General features: G+C 64.1%; 15 protein-coding genes. 10 read left to right on the top strand and 5 right to left on the bottom strand.

Annotation, left to right across the window (positions count from 1 at the left end):
- Window positions 1-10: 10 nt before the first annotated feature.
- From GYH29_RS20715 to GYH29_RS20705, 3 genes are read right to left on the bottom strand one after another with little or no spacing between them, the layout of a single operon-like run.
- Window positions 11-625, bottom strand: coding sequence for a type IV pilus inner membrane component PilO (locus GYH29_RS20715; RefSeq protein WP_043589788.1), 615 nt, complete (start codon window positions 623-625; stop codon window positions 11-13).
- Window positions 622-1,212 (bottom strand): PilN domain-containing protein, encoded by a 591-nt coding sequence (locus tag GYH29_RS20710; RefSeq protein ID WP_019103338.1) that lies wholly within the window; start codon window positions 1,210-1,212, stop codon window positions 622-624. Before GYH29_RS20710 ends, GYH29_RS20715 begins: the two co-directional genes overlap by 4 nt.
- Window positions 1,212-2,249, bottom strand: a complete 1,038-nt coding sequence (locus tag GYH29_RS20705; RefSeq protein ID WP_019103337.1) for a pilus assembly protein PilM — start codon at window positions 2,247-2,249, stop codon at window positions 1,212-1,214. The genes GYH29_RS20710 and GYH29_RS20705 overlap by 1 nt, the downstream gene beginning before the upstream one ends.
- A 190-nt stretch (window positions 2,250-2,439) precedes the next feature.
- Here GYH29_RS20705 and GYH29_RS20700 point away from each other — a divergent pair, with 190 nt between their 5' ends.
- Window positions 2,440-4,803, top strand: coding sequence for a penicillin-binding protein 1A (locus GYH29_RS20700; RefSeq protein WP_043589791.1), 2,364 nt, complete (start codon window positions 2,440-2,442; stop codon window positions 4,801-4,803).
- A 65-nt stretch (window positions 4,804-4,868) separates the two neighbouring features.
- Here the strand turns inward: GYH29_RS20700 and gdhA are convergent, their stop codons facing one another.
- On the bottom strand, window positions 4,869-6,209 hold the full coding sequence (gene gdhA / locus GYH29_RS20695; protein ID WP_081575854.1) for an NADP-specific glutamate dehydrogenase: 1,341 nt from the start codon (window positions 6,207-6,209) through the stop codon (window positions 4,869-4,871).
- A gap of 399 nt (window positions 6,210-6,608) precedes the next feature.
- On the opposite strand from gdhA, the gene GYH29_RS20690 reads away from it, so the two are divergent.
- The 9 genes from GYH29_RS20690 to GYH29_RS20650 all read left to right on the top strand — a co-directional run bounded on the left by GYH29_RS20690 (window position 6,609) and on the right by GYH29_RS20650 (window position 14,519).
- A complete protein-coding gene (locus GYH29_RS20690; RefSeq protein ID WP_019103334.1) occupies window positions 6,609-6,965 on the top strand; it encodes an NADH-quinone oxidoreductase subunit A in 357 nt (118 codons plus the stop codon).
- A 493-nt stretch (window positions 6,966-7,458) separates the two neighbouring features.
- Entirely contained in the window at window positions 7,459-7,950 is a 492-nt protein-coding gene (locus GYH29_RS20685) for a c-type cytochrome (protein ID WP_269473792.1), read from the top strand.
- Window positions 7,951-7,983: 33 nt separating this feature from the next.
- Entirely contained in the window at window positions 7,984-9,411 is a 1,428-nt protein-coding gene (locus GYH29_RS20680; protein WP_161524326.1) for a cbb3-type cytochrome c oxidase subunit I, read from the top strand.
- A 22-nt stretch (window positions 9,412-9,433) separates the two neighbouring features.
- Entirely contained in the window at window positions 9,434-10,009 is a 576-nt protein-coding gene (locus GYH29_RS20675) for a cytochrome c oxidase subunit 3 (protein ID WP_161524325.1), read from the top strand.
- A 65-nt stretch (window positions 10,010-10,074) separates the two neighbouring features.
- Entirely contained in the window at window positions 10,075-10,329 is a 255-nt protein-coding gene (locus tag GYH29_RS20670) for a cytochrome C oxidase subunit IV family protein (RefSeq protein WP_161524324.1), read from the top strand.
- A gap of 10 nt (window positions 10,330-10,339) precedes the next feature.
- Window positions 10,340-11,143, top strand: a complete 804-nt coding sequence (locus GYH29_RS20665; RefSeq protein WP_161524323.1) for a CbbQ/NirQ/NorQ/GpvN family protein — start codon at window positions 10,340-10,342, stop codon at window positions 11,141-11,143.
- Between the two features lie 5 nt (window positions 11,144-11,148).
- Window positions 11,149-12,978 carry a nitric oxide reductase activation protein NorD gene (locus tag GYH29_RS20660; RefSeq protein ID WP_161524322.1) on the top strand — a complete coding sequence of 610 codons (1,830 nt, stop codon included), beginning with the start codon at window positions 11,149-11,151 and terminating at the stop codon, window positions 12,976-12,978.
- Between the two features lie 512 nt (window positions 12,979-13,490).
- Complete coding sequence (locus tag GYH29_RS20655) at window positions 13,491-13,691, top strand: DUF3079 domain-containing protein (protein ID WP_118268366.1); 201 nt, start codon at window positions 13,491-13,493, stop codon at window positions 13,689-13,691.
- A gap of 138 nt (window positions 13,692-13,829) precedes the next feature.
- The gene (locus GYH29_RS20650) at window positions 13,830-14,519 is read left to right on the top strand and encodes a Crp/Fnr family transcriptional regulator (protein WP_019099977.1); all 690 of its coding nucleotides are present in this window, start codon (window positions 13,830-13,832) and stop codon (window positions 14,517-14,519) included.
- Window positions 14,520-14,609: 90 nt separating this feature from the next.
- Here the strand turns inward: GYH29_RS20650 and GYH29_RS20645 are convergent, their stop codons facing one another.
- Window positions 14,610-14,999: a hypothetical protein gene (locus tag GYH29_RS20645; protein WP_081575847.1), complete on the bottom strand. Its 390-nt coding sequence runs from the start codon at window positions 14,997-14,999 to the stop codon at window positions 14,610-14,612.
- Between the last annotated feature and the right edge of the window lie 2 nt (window positions 15,000-15,001).

Raw genomic sequence — 15,001 nt, 5'->3', positions numbered from 1 at the left:
GTTTTGCGGCTCACTTGTTGGCGGGGGCCGGCTGTATGGCCCGCTCCTCGGGCTCCAGCGCCCGGAAGGTCTTGGCGGTGGCGTCCATGGTCAGGCGCGCGCCCTTGGCGTCCGGCGTCAGGCTGATGTCGACGATGGTGACGATGCGGGACAGCTGTGCCACATCGCTGACGAAGGCGGCCAAGTCGTTATAGCTGCCAGTCAGGCGAATGGTGATCGGCACTTCCGCCATTTCGGCCGTCTTGATTTCCGGATTAGGCCGGAACAGCTCGAACTGTAGTCCGCGGCCGATGCCGGCTTGGTTGATCTCGGTCAGCAGCGTGTCCATGTTGGATTTGGTCGGCAGCTGTTTGAGCAGGGCGCCGAAAGAGGCGTCGATTTCCTTCAATTGCTGTTGCAGCGCGTCCAAGTTGACCGCCTGGCGTTTCTTGTCGACGTAAGTCTGCTTGAGCTGTTCTTCCTGCTGCTTGGCGCCGTTGAGGCGGTCCAGTTCATCGCTGAGCACGAAGAAATATCCGAGGCCCACGAAGCAGGCGACCAGCAGCGCCAGCGCGATGGCCTGACCCTGCAGCGGCCAGTTGGCGATGTCCTTGGGGTCCAGCGTGCGCAATTCGTCCAGCGTCATGGTTTGGCTCCGTGGGCGGCGGCGGGCTGGCCGGTTTTGGGCGGGGCGGCTTCGCGCAGGCTGCAGTTCAGGGTGAATTCGTTGGCGCGCTGGCCGTTGATGTTTGAGGCCTTCACTTCGACCAGCACCGGCGCGTCAAAAACATTGGATTGGGCCAGGCTGCGCATATAGTTGGAAACCCGCGCGCCGGACAGCGCGTAGCCGGACAGCGTGAATTGGTTGCCGGCTTGCTTGAAGCTTTTTAGATAGACGCCGTCCGGGGTCTGGCGCACCAGCTGGTCGAAAACGTGGACGCCCTCGTTGCGGCCCTGTTCCAGCCGTTCCACCAGTTGCTTGCGCGACAGCAGATCGTCGCGTTGCTTTTTCAAGGTGCCGATATTCTTGATTTGGCTGTCCAGCTTGGAGATTTCGCCTTGCAGGAAATCGTTGCGCTGTTGTTGATGAGACAGGCGGCCGCCGATGATCAGATAGCTGAGCACCACCAAGGCCAGCGAGGCCACCAGCGTGAGTCCCAACATCACCTGGAAGCGCAGCCGATGCGCCGCTTTTTTCTGTTCGCGGTGCGGTAGGAGGTTGATGCGTATCATCAGTCGAACCTCCGCATGGCCAGGCCACAGGCCACCAGCAGTGCCGGCGCGTCCATCAGCAGCTCCTTCAGGCGGATATGGCTGGATTGCACCATGGTGCTGAACGGGTTGGCGATCATGGTGCTGATCTGGGTGCGGCCGGCCACCGCGTCGTCCAGCCCCGGCAGCATGCTGCAGCCGCCGGCCAACAGGATGTAGTCGACGCGCAGGTATTGCGACACGCTGACCGTGGTGTAGAAGAACTGCAGCGCGCGCTGTATCTCCTGCGCTAGCGAGTCGACGAAAGGATGCATCAGTTCGGACTCATAGCCGTCCGGCAGGCTCATCCCGCGTTTGCCGCTTTCCGCTTCTTCGTAGCTGATGCCGTAGCGGCGCTGGATGTCGCGCGTCAATTGCTGGCCGCCGAACACCTGCTCGCGGTAATAAACTTGCTGGTTGTTGCGAATGACGTTGCAGTGGATGCGGGTGGCGCCGATGTCGAACAGGGCGAAGGTTTGGTTCATGCCCTGTTCCGGCAACTGCTGCTCGACTTGTTCAAAGGCCGTCATCATGGCGAAGGACTCGACGTCCACCACCTGAGCGCGCAGGCCTGCCATCTCCACCACCGCTACGCGTTCTTCCACTTTTTCCTTGCGGGCGGCGCAAAGCAGTACTTCCAGATCGTCGATGCTGGACGGAGCCGGCCCCAGTACCTGATGGTCCAGATTCACCTCTTCCAGCGGGAAGGGAATGCTCTGGTTGGCTTCGGATTCGATCAATTCCGCCAAGTTGTCGGTCTGGCTGACCGGCACCAGCAGCTTCTTATAGATAGCCATCGCGGTGGGAATGGCGATGGCGACGTGGCGGGTGGGGCTGCCCAGCCGCTTCCAGGCGCGGCGCAGGGTTTCCGCTATGCCTTCGATGTCCACCAGGTTGCCGTCGCTGATCGCGTCTTTGGGCAAGGTTTCAATCACATAGCGCTCAACCTGGCAATTTTTACCCGAGCGGGATAGCTCCACCATTTTGACGGCGGTGCTGCTGATATCCAGTCCCAACATTGGAACATTTTTAGCCTTCCCCAATCCTAGTTGTTCTAGCCAGGGAGGGGCGGATTTGAGTTTGTCGATAAGCATCAGGTGCCTCGATTGGTCCTATGCGACAGTTTTTTGGCCTGTCGCTGCCATTGTTTGTCTTGCCTGCTTTCACAAGACGTTATAATCCGGTTTCCAGTGAAAGCCCATTGTAAATATGCTAAGACGAATCCTCGCAATACTTGCAGGTCTGTTTCTAGGTGGAGCCGTATTGGTTGCTGGCGCAGGCGCCATTGCAATCATCATAACCTACCCGCGCTTGCCGAGTCTTGATGTACTGACGGACTATCGTCCGAAAATTCCCCTTCGCGTATATTCCGCCGACAATCAACTGATAGGCGAATTCGGCGAAGAGCGTCGTTCTTTCTCCCGCATCCACGAAGTGCCGCAGCTCATGAAGCAGGCGGTGATGGCGGCAGAGGACGAGCGTTTCTACCAGCACAGCGGCGTTGATTACGTTGGCGTGGTGCGCGCGGCAGTTGGCAATCTGGTGTCCGGACACGCCCGTTCCGGCGCCAGCACCATCACCATGCAGGTGGCAAAGAACTTCTTTCTGTCCAGCGAGAAAACCTTTACCCGCAAGTTCAACGAAGCGCTGCTGGCCTTCAAGATCGAACACACGCTGACCAAGGATCAGATCCTGGAGCTGTACTTCAACCAGATCTATCTGGGGCAGCGCGCCTACGGCTTCTCCGCCGCGGCGCAGGCCTATTACGGCAAGCCGCTGGCGGACTTGTCCGTGGCGGAAATGGCGATGCTGGCCGGCCTGCCCAAGGCGCCGTCCGCCTACAACCCCATCGTCAACCCGGACCGCGCCCGTCTGCGCCAGCAATACGTGCTGCGCCGGATGCGCGAGCTCAACTTCATCACTCAGGAGCAATACGACGCCGCCTTGGCGGAGCCGATGAAGCTGGCCAGCCAGAGCGCGGACAGCAGCAGCCAGCCGGCACAGTATGTGGCGGAAATGGTGCGCCAGGCGATGTATGAGCGCTATCGCGAATCGGCGTACACCGAAGGCTTCAAGGTTTACACCACGCTGGACAGCCGCCACCAGAAATGGGCGTACGACGCCTTGCGCGCCGGCCTGGTGGATTACGACCGCAAAATGGGCTACCGCGGCCCAGAGAGCACAGTGGAACTGTCCGGCGCCGAAGGCGAACAGCAGACCGAGGCGCTGGACGACGCCATCAGCGAACTGCGCGACAGCGGCGACATGCTGCCGGCCATCGTCTTGTCCGCCAGCCCGGCGGAAGTGCGCGCCTATATGCGCGGCGGCAAGGTGGCGGTGATCAAGGGCAACGGCCTGGACTTCGCCCGCCGCGCCCTGGGCGGCAAGGTCAGCGCCGCGCAGCAGATCCGCCGCGGTTCGGTCATCCGCATCCGCGCGCATGAAAAAGGCTATTGGGAAATCGTGCAGATGCCGGAAGTGGAGGGCGCCTTCGTGTCCATGGACACCCGCACCGGCGCGATCCGCTCGCTGGTGGGCGGTTTCGACTTCAACCGTCGCAGCTTCAACCATGTGACCCAGGCCTGGCGCCAGCCCGGCTCCACCTTCAAGCCCTTTATCTACTCCGCCGGCATCGAACGCGGCCTGACGCCGTCCACGATGATCAACGACGCGCCGCTGTCGGTGGTGGGCGCGGACGGTCAGCGCTGGGAACCCAAGAACGACAACGGCAAATTCGCCGGCATGATCACCATGCGCAGCGGCCTGACCCAGTCCAAAAACCTGGTGTCCGTGCGGGTGCTGATGGCCACCGGCACCGATTACGCCCAGCAATACATCCAGCGTTTCGGCTTCGCCGCCAAGCAGCATCCGGCCTACCTGACCATGGCGCTGGGCGCCGGCGCGGTGACGCCGCTGCAAATGGTGGAGGGCTACTCGGTGTTCGCCAATGGCGGCTACCGCAGCAAGGGCTATTTCATCGACCGTATCGAAGACCAGTCCGGCCGCGTGTTGGCCAAGACTGTGCCCACCGTCGCAGGCCAGAACGCGCCGCAGGCCATAGACCCGCGCAACGCCTTCATCATGAGCTCCATGCTCAAGGACGTGGTGCGCTACGGCACCGGCTACCGAGCGATGAGCCTGGGCCGCACCGATCTGGCCGGCAAAACCGGCACCACCTCGGATTGGAAGGACGCCTGGTTCGTAGGCTACAACCCCAACCTGGTGGCCGCCGCCTGGGTGGGCTTTGATCAACCGCGCTCGTTGGGCCGCTACGGTTACGGCGGCACCGCGGCGCTGCCGGTGTGGATCAATTACATGGCCAACGCGCTCAAGGGCCAGCCGGAGGTGGACATGCCGGTGCCGGAAGGCATCGTGGTCAAGGCCGGCGCCGGCCAGCGCGGCGGCGACGAGTACTACTACGAAGAGTTCCAAAAGACCAATCCGGAACTGAAAGTGGACAACCATGGAGCAGTGCCGGGCGCGGGCGGAGACGCCAGCGGCGGCGCCAGCGAGACGCCGGACAAGCCAGCCGCTCAGGATGCGGTGGAGAACGTCAAAGACCAGTTGTTCTAAAAACGTGTTCCATTCAATGCTGCACAGCCCCGCCTCCCGGCGGGGCTTTTGCATGGGCGGCTAGCTTAGATCACGCCTTGCGCCAGCATCGCCGCCGCCACCTTGCCAAAGGCCGCCACATTGGCGCCGCGGGCGTAGTCGACGGCGCCGTCCGGCTGGGCGCCGTGCCGCACGCAGGCCTCGTGAATCTCCTCCATGATACGGCGCAGCCGGGCGTCCACCTCTTGTGCGCTCCAGGGCAAGTGGGTGGCGTTCTGGCTCATTTCCAGGCCGGACACCGCCACGCCGCCGGCGTTGGAGGCCTTGCCTGGCGCGTACAGCGCGCCGGCCCGCTGAAAGCGCTGCGCCGCTTGAGCGGAGCAGGGCATATTGGCCCCTTCCGCCACGCAGAAGCAGCCATTGGCCAACAACGCTTCCGCGTCGTCGGCGTCCAGTTCGTTTTGCGTGGCGCAGGGCAGCGCGATATCGCAGCGCAAACGCCACGGCCGTTGCCCAACGAGAAAGTCCAGGCCGTGGTTGGCGGCGAAAGCGGCCAGCCGGCCGCGGCGTTGGTGCTTGTGTTCGACTAATGCCGCCAGCAAGTCCGGACTGAGGCCCTCCGGTAGGCTGAGCGTGCCTTCCGAATCCGACAGGCTGATTACCTGGACGCCCAGCGCCAGCAGCTTTTCCGCCGCGTACAGCGCGACGTTGCCTGAACCGGACAAGGCAGCACGCTGGCCGGCCAGCGTCTGTCCGCGCGTGGCCAGCATGCGCTCGACGAAATACGCCAGGCCGTAGCCGGTGGCCTCCGGCCGCATCAGACTACCGCCGTAGCTGGGCCCTTTGCCGGTGAACACGCCGGAAAACTGATTGCTCAAGCGCTTGTGCTGGCCGAACAGATAGCCGATCTCGCGCGCGCCGACGCCGATGTCGCCGGCCGGCACATCGGTTTCGGCGCCGATGTGGCGGAACAGCTCGCTGGCGAAGGCCTGGCAGAAGCGCATCACCTCGCCCTCGCTCTTGCCCTTGGGGTCGAAGTCCGCGCCGCCTTTGGCGCCGCCCAGCGGCAGGCCGGTCAAGGCGTTCTTGAAGGTTTGTTCGAAAGCCAGGAATTTCAGCGTGCCCAGCGTCACCGAGGGATGGAAGCGCAGGCCGCCCTTGTACGGGCCCAGCGCGCTGTTCATCTGCACCCGGTAGCCGCGATTGACCTGGACGTGGCCGTGATCGTCCACCCAGGACACGCGGAACAGGATGACGCGCTCCGGCTCCAGCAGCCGCTCCAGCAAGCCGTGGTCGAAGAAGTGAGGATGGCTACCCAGGAAATCGTCCAGGCCGTGCAGCACTTCCGCCGCGGCTTGGTGAAATTCGATTTGTTCCGGGTCGCGCAGGCGAACCCGGTCCAATAAAGTTTGCAGAGCATGGTGCATGGACAAGACCTTTGGTGTGGCGGGCCGAGCGGATGAGCCGGCCCTGTGTTGTCATGGGTCGTGTAAAGAGCGGTCCGCAACGCCGAAGCTTGATATGAGTTGTGAGCGAGGTGTCCGGCGAAGCGGTGGTATGTCTGCCTGGCCGCGGGTGGCGGGCGAGCTTGCCGCAGGGCGGCGGGGGCGAGCGGGTCCGATCGGACGCGGGGCCGTGAGCCGCGTCGCTCGGGGTGGCCGGACGACGCGGGAATCCCCAGTGTAACCGATATCCCCGTTGCTCTCCCCCCCCGGCCTGGTCGTCATGACGGGCCGCTTTCCATCGGTATATTTTCCTCGGGGTGCAAACTTGGCGCTTGGGGGCGGTCTATCTCTTTTTGCAAACTATCCGGAGGAGTCGGCCCCATGCTGCAGAATTACTTTCCCATCCTGTTATTCATCGTTGTCGGACTGCTGGTGGGAGTGGTGCCGCTGCTAATGGGCAAGTTGTTGGGGCCCAACCGGCCGGATCCGGAAAAACTATCGCCGTATGAATGCGGCTTCGAGGCCTTCGAAGACGCGCGCATGCGCTTTGATGTCCGCTACTACCTGGTGGCCATCTTGTTCATTCTGTTCGATCTGGAAGTCGCCTTCATGATCCCCTGGGCGGTGACGCTGAAGGAGCTGGGCGGTTTTGGCTTGGGCGCGATGGCGGTGTTCCTGGGCGTGCTGGTCGTCGGCTTCATCTATGAATGGAAGAAGGGCGCCCTGCAGTGGGACTGAGGATAGGCTGAGCCAGCGCTCTCGCACCCGCGCCCGCATTGCCGGCGCGGGTTTGTTTTTTTGGGAAGCGCCTCGGGATAAGACGCGCCTGCCGGCGCGATGTAGTTCAGGCGGGCGTTAAAAACGCTTTCAGAATGCTCATGTACCACCTGTACGTTCCGCTTCTTCAACCGTTTTCGTCTTGTTTCACCTTAGCTCGCGAGATCGTAAACACGTTCTTAGGGCCAAGGCCCAGTCCTGCGCGAGGATCGCCGTTTCACCGGCGGCGAACGCGCGTCGCAAGCTCGGTGTTGCTCAACAAGGATGTCGATGGCGCGCATTGCGAGTACTCGTGGGATGGCGCGCGAAGTATGGCGGCGGCGGCGTCCAGTCCGGCGCGGGGAAGGGGGGACAGGGCGGATCATGGCGGCCTCCTTGTGGCTGGCGATGGCGGCTGGCGCCGTGTAGGCAGCCGGACTGCCGGAAATCGTTGATTCGAATCAATGCTCCCGGAATGCCCGAATCCGTACAGTTCGGCCCGAGTACCGCGCCGGCGGTGCAAGCATTCGAGGAGGACATGATGAGCGCGAGCTTCACCAAATCGACCGCCCGCAATATTTTTTACGGCGGCTCGGTTTTCTTTTTCCTGTTGTTCCTGGGGCTGACCCTGGACACCACCCTGGCCCTGCCCAGCCATAACGCCAAGGCCCAGCTCACCGAGCAGGCGGTGCGCGGCAAGAAAATCTGGGAGACGCGCAGCTGCGGCGGCTGCCACACCTTGCTGGGCGAAGGCGCTTACTTTGGGCCGGAGCTGGGCAACGTCTACGTGCGCCGCGGCCCGGAATTCATCAAGGGCTGGATGCAGGCGATGCCGACCAACGCGCCGGGCCGCCGCCAGATGCCGCAGTTCCATCTGAACCCGGCCGAGCTGGACGACCTGGTGGCCTTCCTGAAGTACGCGTCGCAGATCAACACCAATAACTGGCCGCCCAATATCGAGGGCTGATCCCGTCCCATCCCTTTATCTTTGGAGAACACAATGAGCAACGCTACCGTGGCCACGCCGCCGCGCGGCGCGACCGCAGCCGTCGCGCAGGTGCGCTACCGCTCGCAGGCCGTGGCCAAACCCTATTTCATCGCCGCCATCGGCCTGTTCATCGGCCAGATCGTGTTTGGTCTGATCATCGGCCTGCAATACGTGATCGGCGACTTCCTGTTTCCCGCCGTGCCCTTCGGCACCGCGCGCATGGTGCACACCAACCTCTTGATCGTCTGGCTGCTGTTCGGCTTCATGGGCGCGGGCTACTACCTGATCCCGGAAGAGAGCGAGCGCGAGCTGCACAGCCCGCGGCTGGCCATCGTCACCTTCTGGGTGTTCCTGGTGGCCGGCGCGCTGACCATACTCGGCTACCTGGGCCTGCCTTACCATGAGCTGGCCCGGCTCACCGGCAACGACCTGCTGCCCACCATGGGCCGCGGCTATCTGGAACAGCCGCTGATCACCAAGGTGGGCATCGTGCTGGTGGCGCTGTCCTTCCTCTACAACCTGTCCATGACCCTGCTGGCCGGCCGCAAGACCAGCATCAGCATCGTGATGATGCTGGGCCTGTGGGGCTTGGCCGTGTTTTTCCTGTTCTCCTTCGTCAACCCGGACAACCTGGTGCTGGACAAGTACTACTGGTGGTGGGTGGTGCACCTGTGGGTGGAAGGCGTGTGGGAACTGATCATGGGCGCGATGCTGGCCTTCGTCCTGGTCAAGGTGACCGGGGTGGACCGCGAGGTGATCGAAAAATGGCTGTACCTGATCATCGCCATGACCCTGATCACCGGCATCATCGGCACCGGCCACCATTATTTCTGGATAGGCGTGCCGGCCTACTGGCAGCTGTGGGGCTCCATCTTCTCCGCGCTGGAACCGGTGCCCTTCTTCATGATGACCCTGTTCGCCTTCAATATGGTCAAACGCCGCCGCCGCGAGCACCCCAACCAGGCCGCCACGCTGTGGGCGCTGGGCACCGGGGTGATGTCCTTCCTCGGCGCCGGGGTGTGGGGCTTCATCGGCACGCTGTCGGTGGTCAACTACTACACCCACGGCACCCAGGTGACCGCCTCCCACGGCCATATGGCCTTCTACGGCGCTTACGTGATGGTGGTGCTGACCATGATCTCCTACACCATGCCGCTGCTGCGCGGCCGCGAGGCCAATTGCGCGCAGGCGCAGAAGGTGGAAAAAAACGCGTTCTGGGTGATGACCCTGTCCATCGTGGCCATCACCCTGTGTCTGACCGCCGCCGGCGCGGTGCAGGTGTGGTTGCAGCGGATGTCCGCTACGCCGCTGTCCTTCATGGAAACGCAGGAACGGATCATGCCCATCTACTGGGGGCGCTGGGTGTTTGGCATCAGCTTCTTCTGCGGGCTGGTGTTGTACGTGATCAGCTTCTTCGTCACCGGCAAGCGCGAGGATTGATGGCGGCGCGGAAGATCTTGGCATGGAGCTGAGCGCGCCGCCCGAGCGCCGCGTGCCGGGCGATCTGGCGATGTGGTGCTTCATCCTGGCCGAGCTGGCGGTGTTCGGCGTGTTCTTTCTGGCCTACGCCTGGGCCCGACGGCAACAGCCAGCCTTGTTCGCCGCCGGGCAGGGCGAACTGGAGCTGGGCCTGCCCACGCTCAACACCCTGCTGCTGCTGGCCGGCAGCGCCGCCATGCTGGCCGCGCTCAGCGCCTTTTCCGCCGGGCGGCAACGCGCCGGGCGGCGCTGGCTGGCGCTGACCTTGCTGGCCGGCGGCGGCTTTCTCGGTTTGAAAGGCTATGAATTGGTGGGCAAGGCCTTGCAAGGGATTACCTTGTCCAGCAACGACTTCTGGATGTTCTACCTGTCGCTGACGGTGTTTCACTTCCTGCACGTGGTGTTGGGCATGGTGATTGTGGCGGCGGTGTGGCGACTGGCCCGCAACGGCCGTTACACGCCGGAGTCCATGGATGAGGTGGAAACCGCCGCCGCCTATTGGCATATGGTGGATCTGGTGTGGTTGCTGTTGTTCGCCCTGGTCTACGTGGCGAGATAGCGCGGCCGCGCAAAGCCTTATTTCGCATCAAGGCGGCCGCCGCGCCGCATCGGCATCCTAGCCACATGACTTATCCCACCCCTCTTGCGCAAACCGGCCTGTGGCTGCTCTTGTCCGGGCTGACCCTGCTGGCGGCCTGGCTGGCCGAAGGCGGCCGGTTGCCGCATCTGGCGCTGATCGCGCTGGGCCTGGCCTGGTTCAAGGGCGTGTTGCTGGCGGAGCGCTATATGGGCTTGCGCGACGCGCCTCGCTGGCTGCGGGCGCTGGTGCAGGGCTGGCTGGCGCTGGTGTCGGCCGCGCTGCTGCTCAGCTTTATCTGAAGGAACGCCGATGAACGTGCCTGAACTCCTGACTATTCCTGTTCCCTTCTATCAGCAGCAAGGCGCCGAGTGCCAGCTGTTCGAAGCCGCCTGGCGCCAGCAACTGCCGGTGCTGATCAAGGGGCCCACCGGCTGCGGCAAGACCCGCTTCGTCGCTCATATGGCGGCGCGGCTCGGCCTGCCGCTGATTACCGTCTCCTGCCACGACGACCTGAGCGCCGCCGACCTGGTGGGCCGCCACCTGATAGCCGACGGCGCCACCGTCTGGTGCGACGGCCCGCTGACCCGCGCGGTGCGGATAGGCGGCATCTGTTATCTGGACGAAGTGGTGGAAGCGCGCAAAGACACCACCGTGGTGTTGCACCCGCTGACCGACGACCGCCGCATCCTGCCGGTGGAACGCACCGGCGAAGTGCTGCAAGCGCCGCCGGGCTTCATGCTGGTGGTGTCCTACAACCCCGGCTACCAGCACGTGCTGAAAACGCTGAAACCCAGCACCCGCCAACGCTTCGTCGCCATGGCTTTCGATTTTCCGCCGCCGGAAGTGGAAATCGGCGTGCTAGTGCGGGAAAGCGGGATAGGCGAAGCGCTGGCGCGCCAACTGGTGACGCTGGCCGGCCAACTGCGGCGCTTGTCCGGCTACGACCTGGAAGAAGCCGCCAGCACCCGGTTGCTGGTGTACGCCGCCAAGCTGATCCAGGCCGGCCTGCCGCCCTGGCAAGCCTGCCGCACCGCGCTGGCGGAGCCGCTGAGCGACGACGCCGACACCGTGGCGGCGCTGCTGGCGGTGATCCAGACCCAATTCCCGGACTGAGCGGCATGGAAGACATAGTCGGCGGCTGGTGGGACAAATTGGCGCGGCGCGCGGCGCGGCGCGGCTTTCCGGAATGCGCGGCGGAGCTGGCGCAGGTGACGGCGCAAGCGCCGCTGTTCTTCCGCGCCATGGGCGGCGACCCGGCGTTGGCGCTGCGCTCCACCGTGGGCACCGAGCACGGCGCGCGCCGCGGCTGGCTGCAGCGGCTGGCCGGCACCGGCGCGCGGGTGGAACTGGCCTGGCGCGACAGCCAGGCGCTCTACCTGCCGGAGCGCATCGACTGCTTTCCCAGAGCCCCCCTCAACCGCGACTGCTATTTCTGGCTGCTGGCCCAGGCCGCTTACGCCGCCGGTAGCGATGGCGACTGGCTGAGCCGCAACCGCCTGGCCGCGGCGCGCGCCTTGGCGGACATGCCTGGCCTGGCCGCCGTTTACCACCAGTTGGCGGCGGCCGCCTTGGAACTGCGGCCGAACCCCGCCAGCCTGCCGCCGGCGGAGGCCGCGGTGGAGCGCGCTATCCAGGCGGCGCTGAGCCGGCCGGAACACGCCGTGACGCTGCCGCCGTTGAGCCGGCCGCCGCAGCCGGTGCCGCTGTGGCTGCATCCGCAGCCGCCATTGACGGAGGTGGACGGGCAGGGCAGCCGCCACGCCGACGGCGAACGCGGAGGCGGCAAGGACGCCCAGCGTCAGCGCCGCCGTTATCGCGCCCGGCGCATGGAACAGGACCAGCGCAAGAACGGCATGCTGATGGTGTTCCGCGCGGAAAGCCTGTTCACCTGGGACGAATACGTCAAAGTCAACCGCCACAATGACGACGACGATGACGGCAACGGCGAAATCGCCGCCGAAGACATGAACCGGCTGACCCTGGGCCAGGACGCCCACACTCGCGGCAGCCGGCTGCGTTTCGATCTGGACCTGCCGGCCGCCGCCTACGACGACACCCCGCTGGGGCCGGGCATCAAGCTGCCGGAATGGCACTGGAAGCGGCAATGCCTGGTGGAGGACCACTGCCTATTGCGGCCGATGCTGCCGCGCGACGCCGCGCCGTCCCCGCTGCCGGAGCGTTTGCAGCCGCTGGCGCGCCGGCTGCGGCGGCAATTCCAGTCGTTGGCGCCGGAGCGCCGCCGGCGCAGCGGCGAAACCGCCGGGCCGGACATCGACCTGGACCGGCTGATCCGCTTCCTCGCGGAACGACGCGGCGGCGCGGCGCTCAGCGAGCCGGCGCTGTATCAGGACTGGCCGCCGGGCGAGCGCAGCCTTGCCTGCCTGACCCTGGCTGACCTGTCCTTGTCCACCGAAAGCTGGCTGGGCGAAACCGGCCGGGTAATCGACGTGATCCGCGACAGCCTGTTGCTGTTCGCCGAGGCTCTGAGCGCCAGCGGCGACGACTTCGGCCTGTACGGCTTCTCCTCGCTGCGGCGGCAGGAAGTGCGGCTGCAAATCCTCAAAGACTTTGCCGAGCGTTACGACGACGCCGCACGCGGCCGCATCCTCGCCATCCGGCCCGGCTACTACACCCGCATGGGCGCGGCCATCCGCCAGTGCGCCCGCATTCTGAGCGAGCGGCCGGCGCGGCGGCGTTTGTTGTTGCTGATCTCGGACGGCAAGCCCAACGATCTGGACCATTACGAAGGCCGCTACGGCATAGAAGACACGCGCCAGGCGGTGCTGGAAGCCCGCCGCGCCGGCCTGACGCCGTTCTGCGTCACCATAGACCGCGAAGCGGGCGACTACCTGCCGCATCTGTTCGGCCGCAACGGTTATGCGCTGGTGCGGCAGGCGGAGAGGTTGCCGCAGGCGTTGACCCGGCTGTATGCCAGCCTTACCGCATGAACGCAGCAAACAAAATCCCTGATGCTGCGTTGCGCCGACTTGCCGTACTCAATGTACTGTCTGCGTCGGCGCGCCTTGCCTCAGGGATTTTGTTAGCCGCTTTAGCGGGCTGAATGGCAATTGTTTGATGTTGCGCCAAGTCCGTCTGCGCTATGCATGGCATGGTTCCGTTTCTTTTTCAGGTTCCCGAGGGGCGGGTTAAGAGACGCAGGCAAATACGAATTCGACGTGCCCCAGCTCCCTTCAAGCCTGCCGACGGGTGGCAGGCCCTAGGTTTTAAGCGGCTGCTTGTTCGAGCACCGCGACGTTAGCGCGGTGCGAGTTCAGCCGCGCCTCGGGCCTGACGGGACCCGGCGGGAAGCCGTAGGCCAGGCTTGCAGGGCGGCCTTTAGGGTAAAGGGAGATTTGGCCGCGCAAATCTCCCTTTCCGTTTGCCGGGCGGAACCGGCCCTAAATCATCATCCGCGAAGCGGATTCGAAAATGATGAACATCGCGAACACAGAAGGATTCCATGGCCAAAAAATTCCCGCTGCACCCCGCCCACCCCGAACGCATCTGCTGGGGTTGCGACCTCTATTGCCCCGCCAACTCCCTGCAATGCGGCAACGGCTCCAGCCGCACGCAACATCCGGCGGAAGTGCTGGGCGATGACTGGTATCTGCACGGCGACTGGGGCCTGGAAGACTCGCCTGTCGTGCTCAAAGACGGCTGACAAGACAATTCCCCGTTTCTCCCGCCACGCGGCCGGCTCTAATCACATCGAACTAGGCCGCTGCTGCCAATGGCGCATGGCCGTGGGCGGAGCGCGATTTTATAGTGTAAGCCCCCACCCTTATCGAGCCACACCGTCATGAGCCATCTGGACATTCCCTCCTTCCTGCGCCACCAGCCGCTGTTTCAGCAACTCTCCCCGGAACAGATACAAGCGCTGGTGCCGTACACCCAAGAACTGCGCGGCCTTAAAGGCCAGGTGATCTTCCAGAAGGGCGATCCCTGCGACGGCATGTTCCTGGTGGTGTACGGCCGGGTAAAGCTGGCGCTGTCCTCGGCGCAGGGCAGTGAAAAAGTGATGGAAATCGTCCACCCCGGCCAGAGCTTCGCCGAGGCAGTGATGTTCCTGGGCCGGCCCTGCCCGGTAATGGCCCAGTTTCTGGAAGACGGCATGCTGCTCAAAGTGGAAGCAGCCGGCATCCTGCAAGCGATAGACCACGACACGGCCTTTGCCCGGCGCTTGCTGGCCGGCCTGTCGTTGCGCCTGCATGGCCTAGTGCGGGACGTGGAGCGCTACTCCATAGAAAGCTCCTTGCAGCGGGTGATTGGCTATCTGCTGCAACACATCCCGGAGGAGGGCGACAGCCCCACGCCGCAGGTATCGCTGCCGGTGAACAAAAGCCTGATCGCCTCCCGGCTCAACCTGACCCCGGAAACCTTCTCGCGCATGCTGCACCAGTTGATCGAAGCGGAGCTGATCCAGGTGGACGGACGCGACATCACACTGGTGGATGTGGAGAGGCTGAAGGCCTTCGGCAGCTGCGCCTAAAACGCCCTACGCCCCCAATCGTAGGGTGGGAGAAGCGCAGCGATACCCACGCGGAAACGATTCAATGCGATAGGCCCGCCGAGCAGCCGCCTATGGCGTCTCCCACATGGCGCGTTGCCTTCGGACGGCCAAAGGCTCTGGCATCGGCGCGCCCACCAGCGCCTGGCGGGCGGTGACCATATTCTTGAACCCCGCCAGGCGATAACACTGCCGCACACAGGTATCGCGGTTGGTCCACTTCCCGGACGCCCACATCTCCAATAAAGCGGCGCGGGCAGGCTCGTGCTCGCCACGCCATTTGCGCCAAAGGTGGAAAGCCGTCAACGCCTGATTGATTTCCTGATGGATGTCTTCGGTGTTGGCCGGATGGATTGGATTGTTCTCCGCCAGAGAAATCACCCCCAGGCGCATCTCATAAGCAATGATCAAACGGGCGGCGCGCTTGAGAGCCTGGTTTTGCTGGATCAGCAGCTTCATCATGG

The sequence above is a fragment of the Chromobacterium haemolyticum genome, from assembly GCF_009936155.1.
Taxonomy (GTDB): domain Bacteria; phylum Pseudomonadota; class Gammaproteobacteria; order Burkholderiales; family Chromobacteriaceae; genus Chromobacterium; species Chromobacterium haemolyticum.
This window is presented reverse-complemented; position numbering and strand designations above follow the sequence as displayed.

What these genes read in the sequence shown, in the direction of transcription:
- GYH29_RS20705 (WP_019103337.1), bottom strand. Translation starts at nt 2,249, where the DNA reads ATGTTGGGACTGGATATCAGCAGCACCGCCGTCAAAATGGTGGAGCTA.
- GYH29_RS20650 (WP_019099977.1), top strand. Translation starts at nt 13,830, where the DNA reads ATGAGCCATCTGGACATTCCCTCCTTCCTGCGCCACCAGCCGCTGTTT.
- gdhA (WP_081575854.1), bottom strand. Translation starts at nt 6,209, where the DNA reads ATGCACCATGCTCTGCAAACTTTATTGGACCGGGTTCGCCTGCGCGAC.
- GYH29_RS20710 (WP_019103338.1), bottom strand. Translation starts at nt 1,212, where the DNA reads ATGATACGCATCAACCTCCTACCGCACCGCGAACAGAAAAAAGCGGCG.
- GYH29_RS20655 (WP_118268366.1), top strand. Translation starts at nt 13,491, where the DNA reads ATGGCCAAAAAATTCCCGCTGCACCCCGCCCACCCCGAACGCATCTGC.
- GYH29_RS20675 (WP_161524325.1), top strand. Translation starts at nt 9,434, where the DNA reads ATGGAGCTGAGCGCGCCGCCCGAGCGCCGCGTGCCGGGCGATCTGGCG.
- GYH29_RS20690 (WP_019103334.1), top strand. Translation starts at nt 6,609, where the DNA reads ATGCTGCAGAATTACTTTCCCATCCTGTTATTCATCGTTGTCGGACTG.
- GYH29_RS20645 (WP_081575847.1), bottom strand. Translation starts at nt 14,999, where the DNA reads ATGATGAAGCTGCTGATCCAGCAAAACCAGGCTCTCAAGCGCGCCGCC.
- GYH29_RS20665 (WP_161524323.1), top strand. Translation starts at nt 10,340, where the DNA reads ATGAACGTGCCTGAACTCCTGACTATTCCTGTTCCCTTCTATCAGCAG.
- GYH29_RS20700 (WP_043589791.1), top strand. Translation starts at nt 2,440, where the DNA reads ATGCTAAGACGAATCCTCGCAATACTTGCAGGTCTGTTTCTAGGTGGA.
- GYH29_RS20680 (WP_161524326.1), top strand. Translation starts at nt 7,984, where the DNA reads ATGAGCAACGCTACCGTGGCCACGCCGCCGCGCGGCGCGACCGCAGCC.
- GYH29_RS20715 (WP_043589788.1), bottom strand. Translation starts at nt 625, where the DNA reads ATGACGCTGGACGAATTGCGCACGCTGGACCCCAAGGACATCGCCAAC.
- GYH29_RS20685 (WP_269473792.1), top strand. Translation starts at nt 7,459, where the DNA reads ATGCCCGAATCCGTACAGTTCGGCCCGAGTACCGCGCCGGCGGTGCAA.
- GYH29_RS20670 (WP_161524324.1), top strand. Translation starts at nt 10,075, where the DNA reads ATGACTTATCCCACCCCTCTTGCGCAAACCGGCCTGTGGCTGCTCTTG.
- GYH29_RS20660 (WP_161524322.1), top strand. Translation starts at nt 11,149, where the DNA reads ATGGAAGACATAGTCGGCGGCTGGTGGGACAAATTGGCGCGGCGCGCG.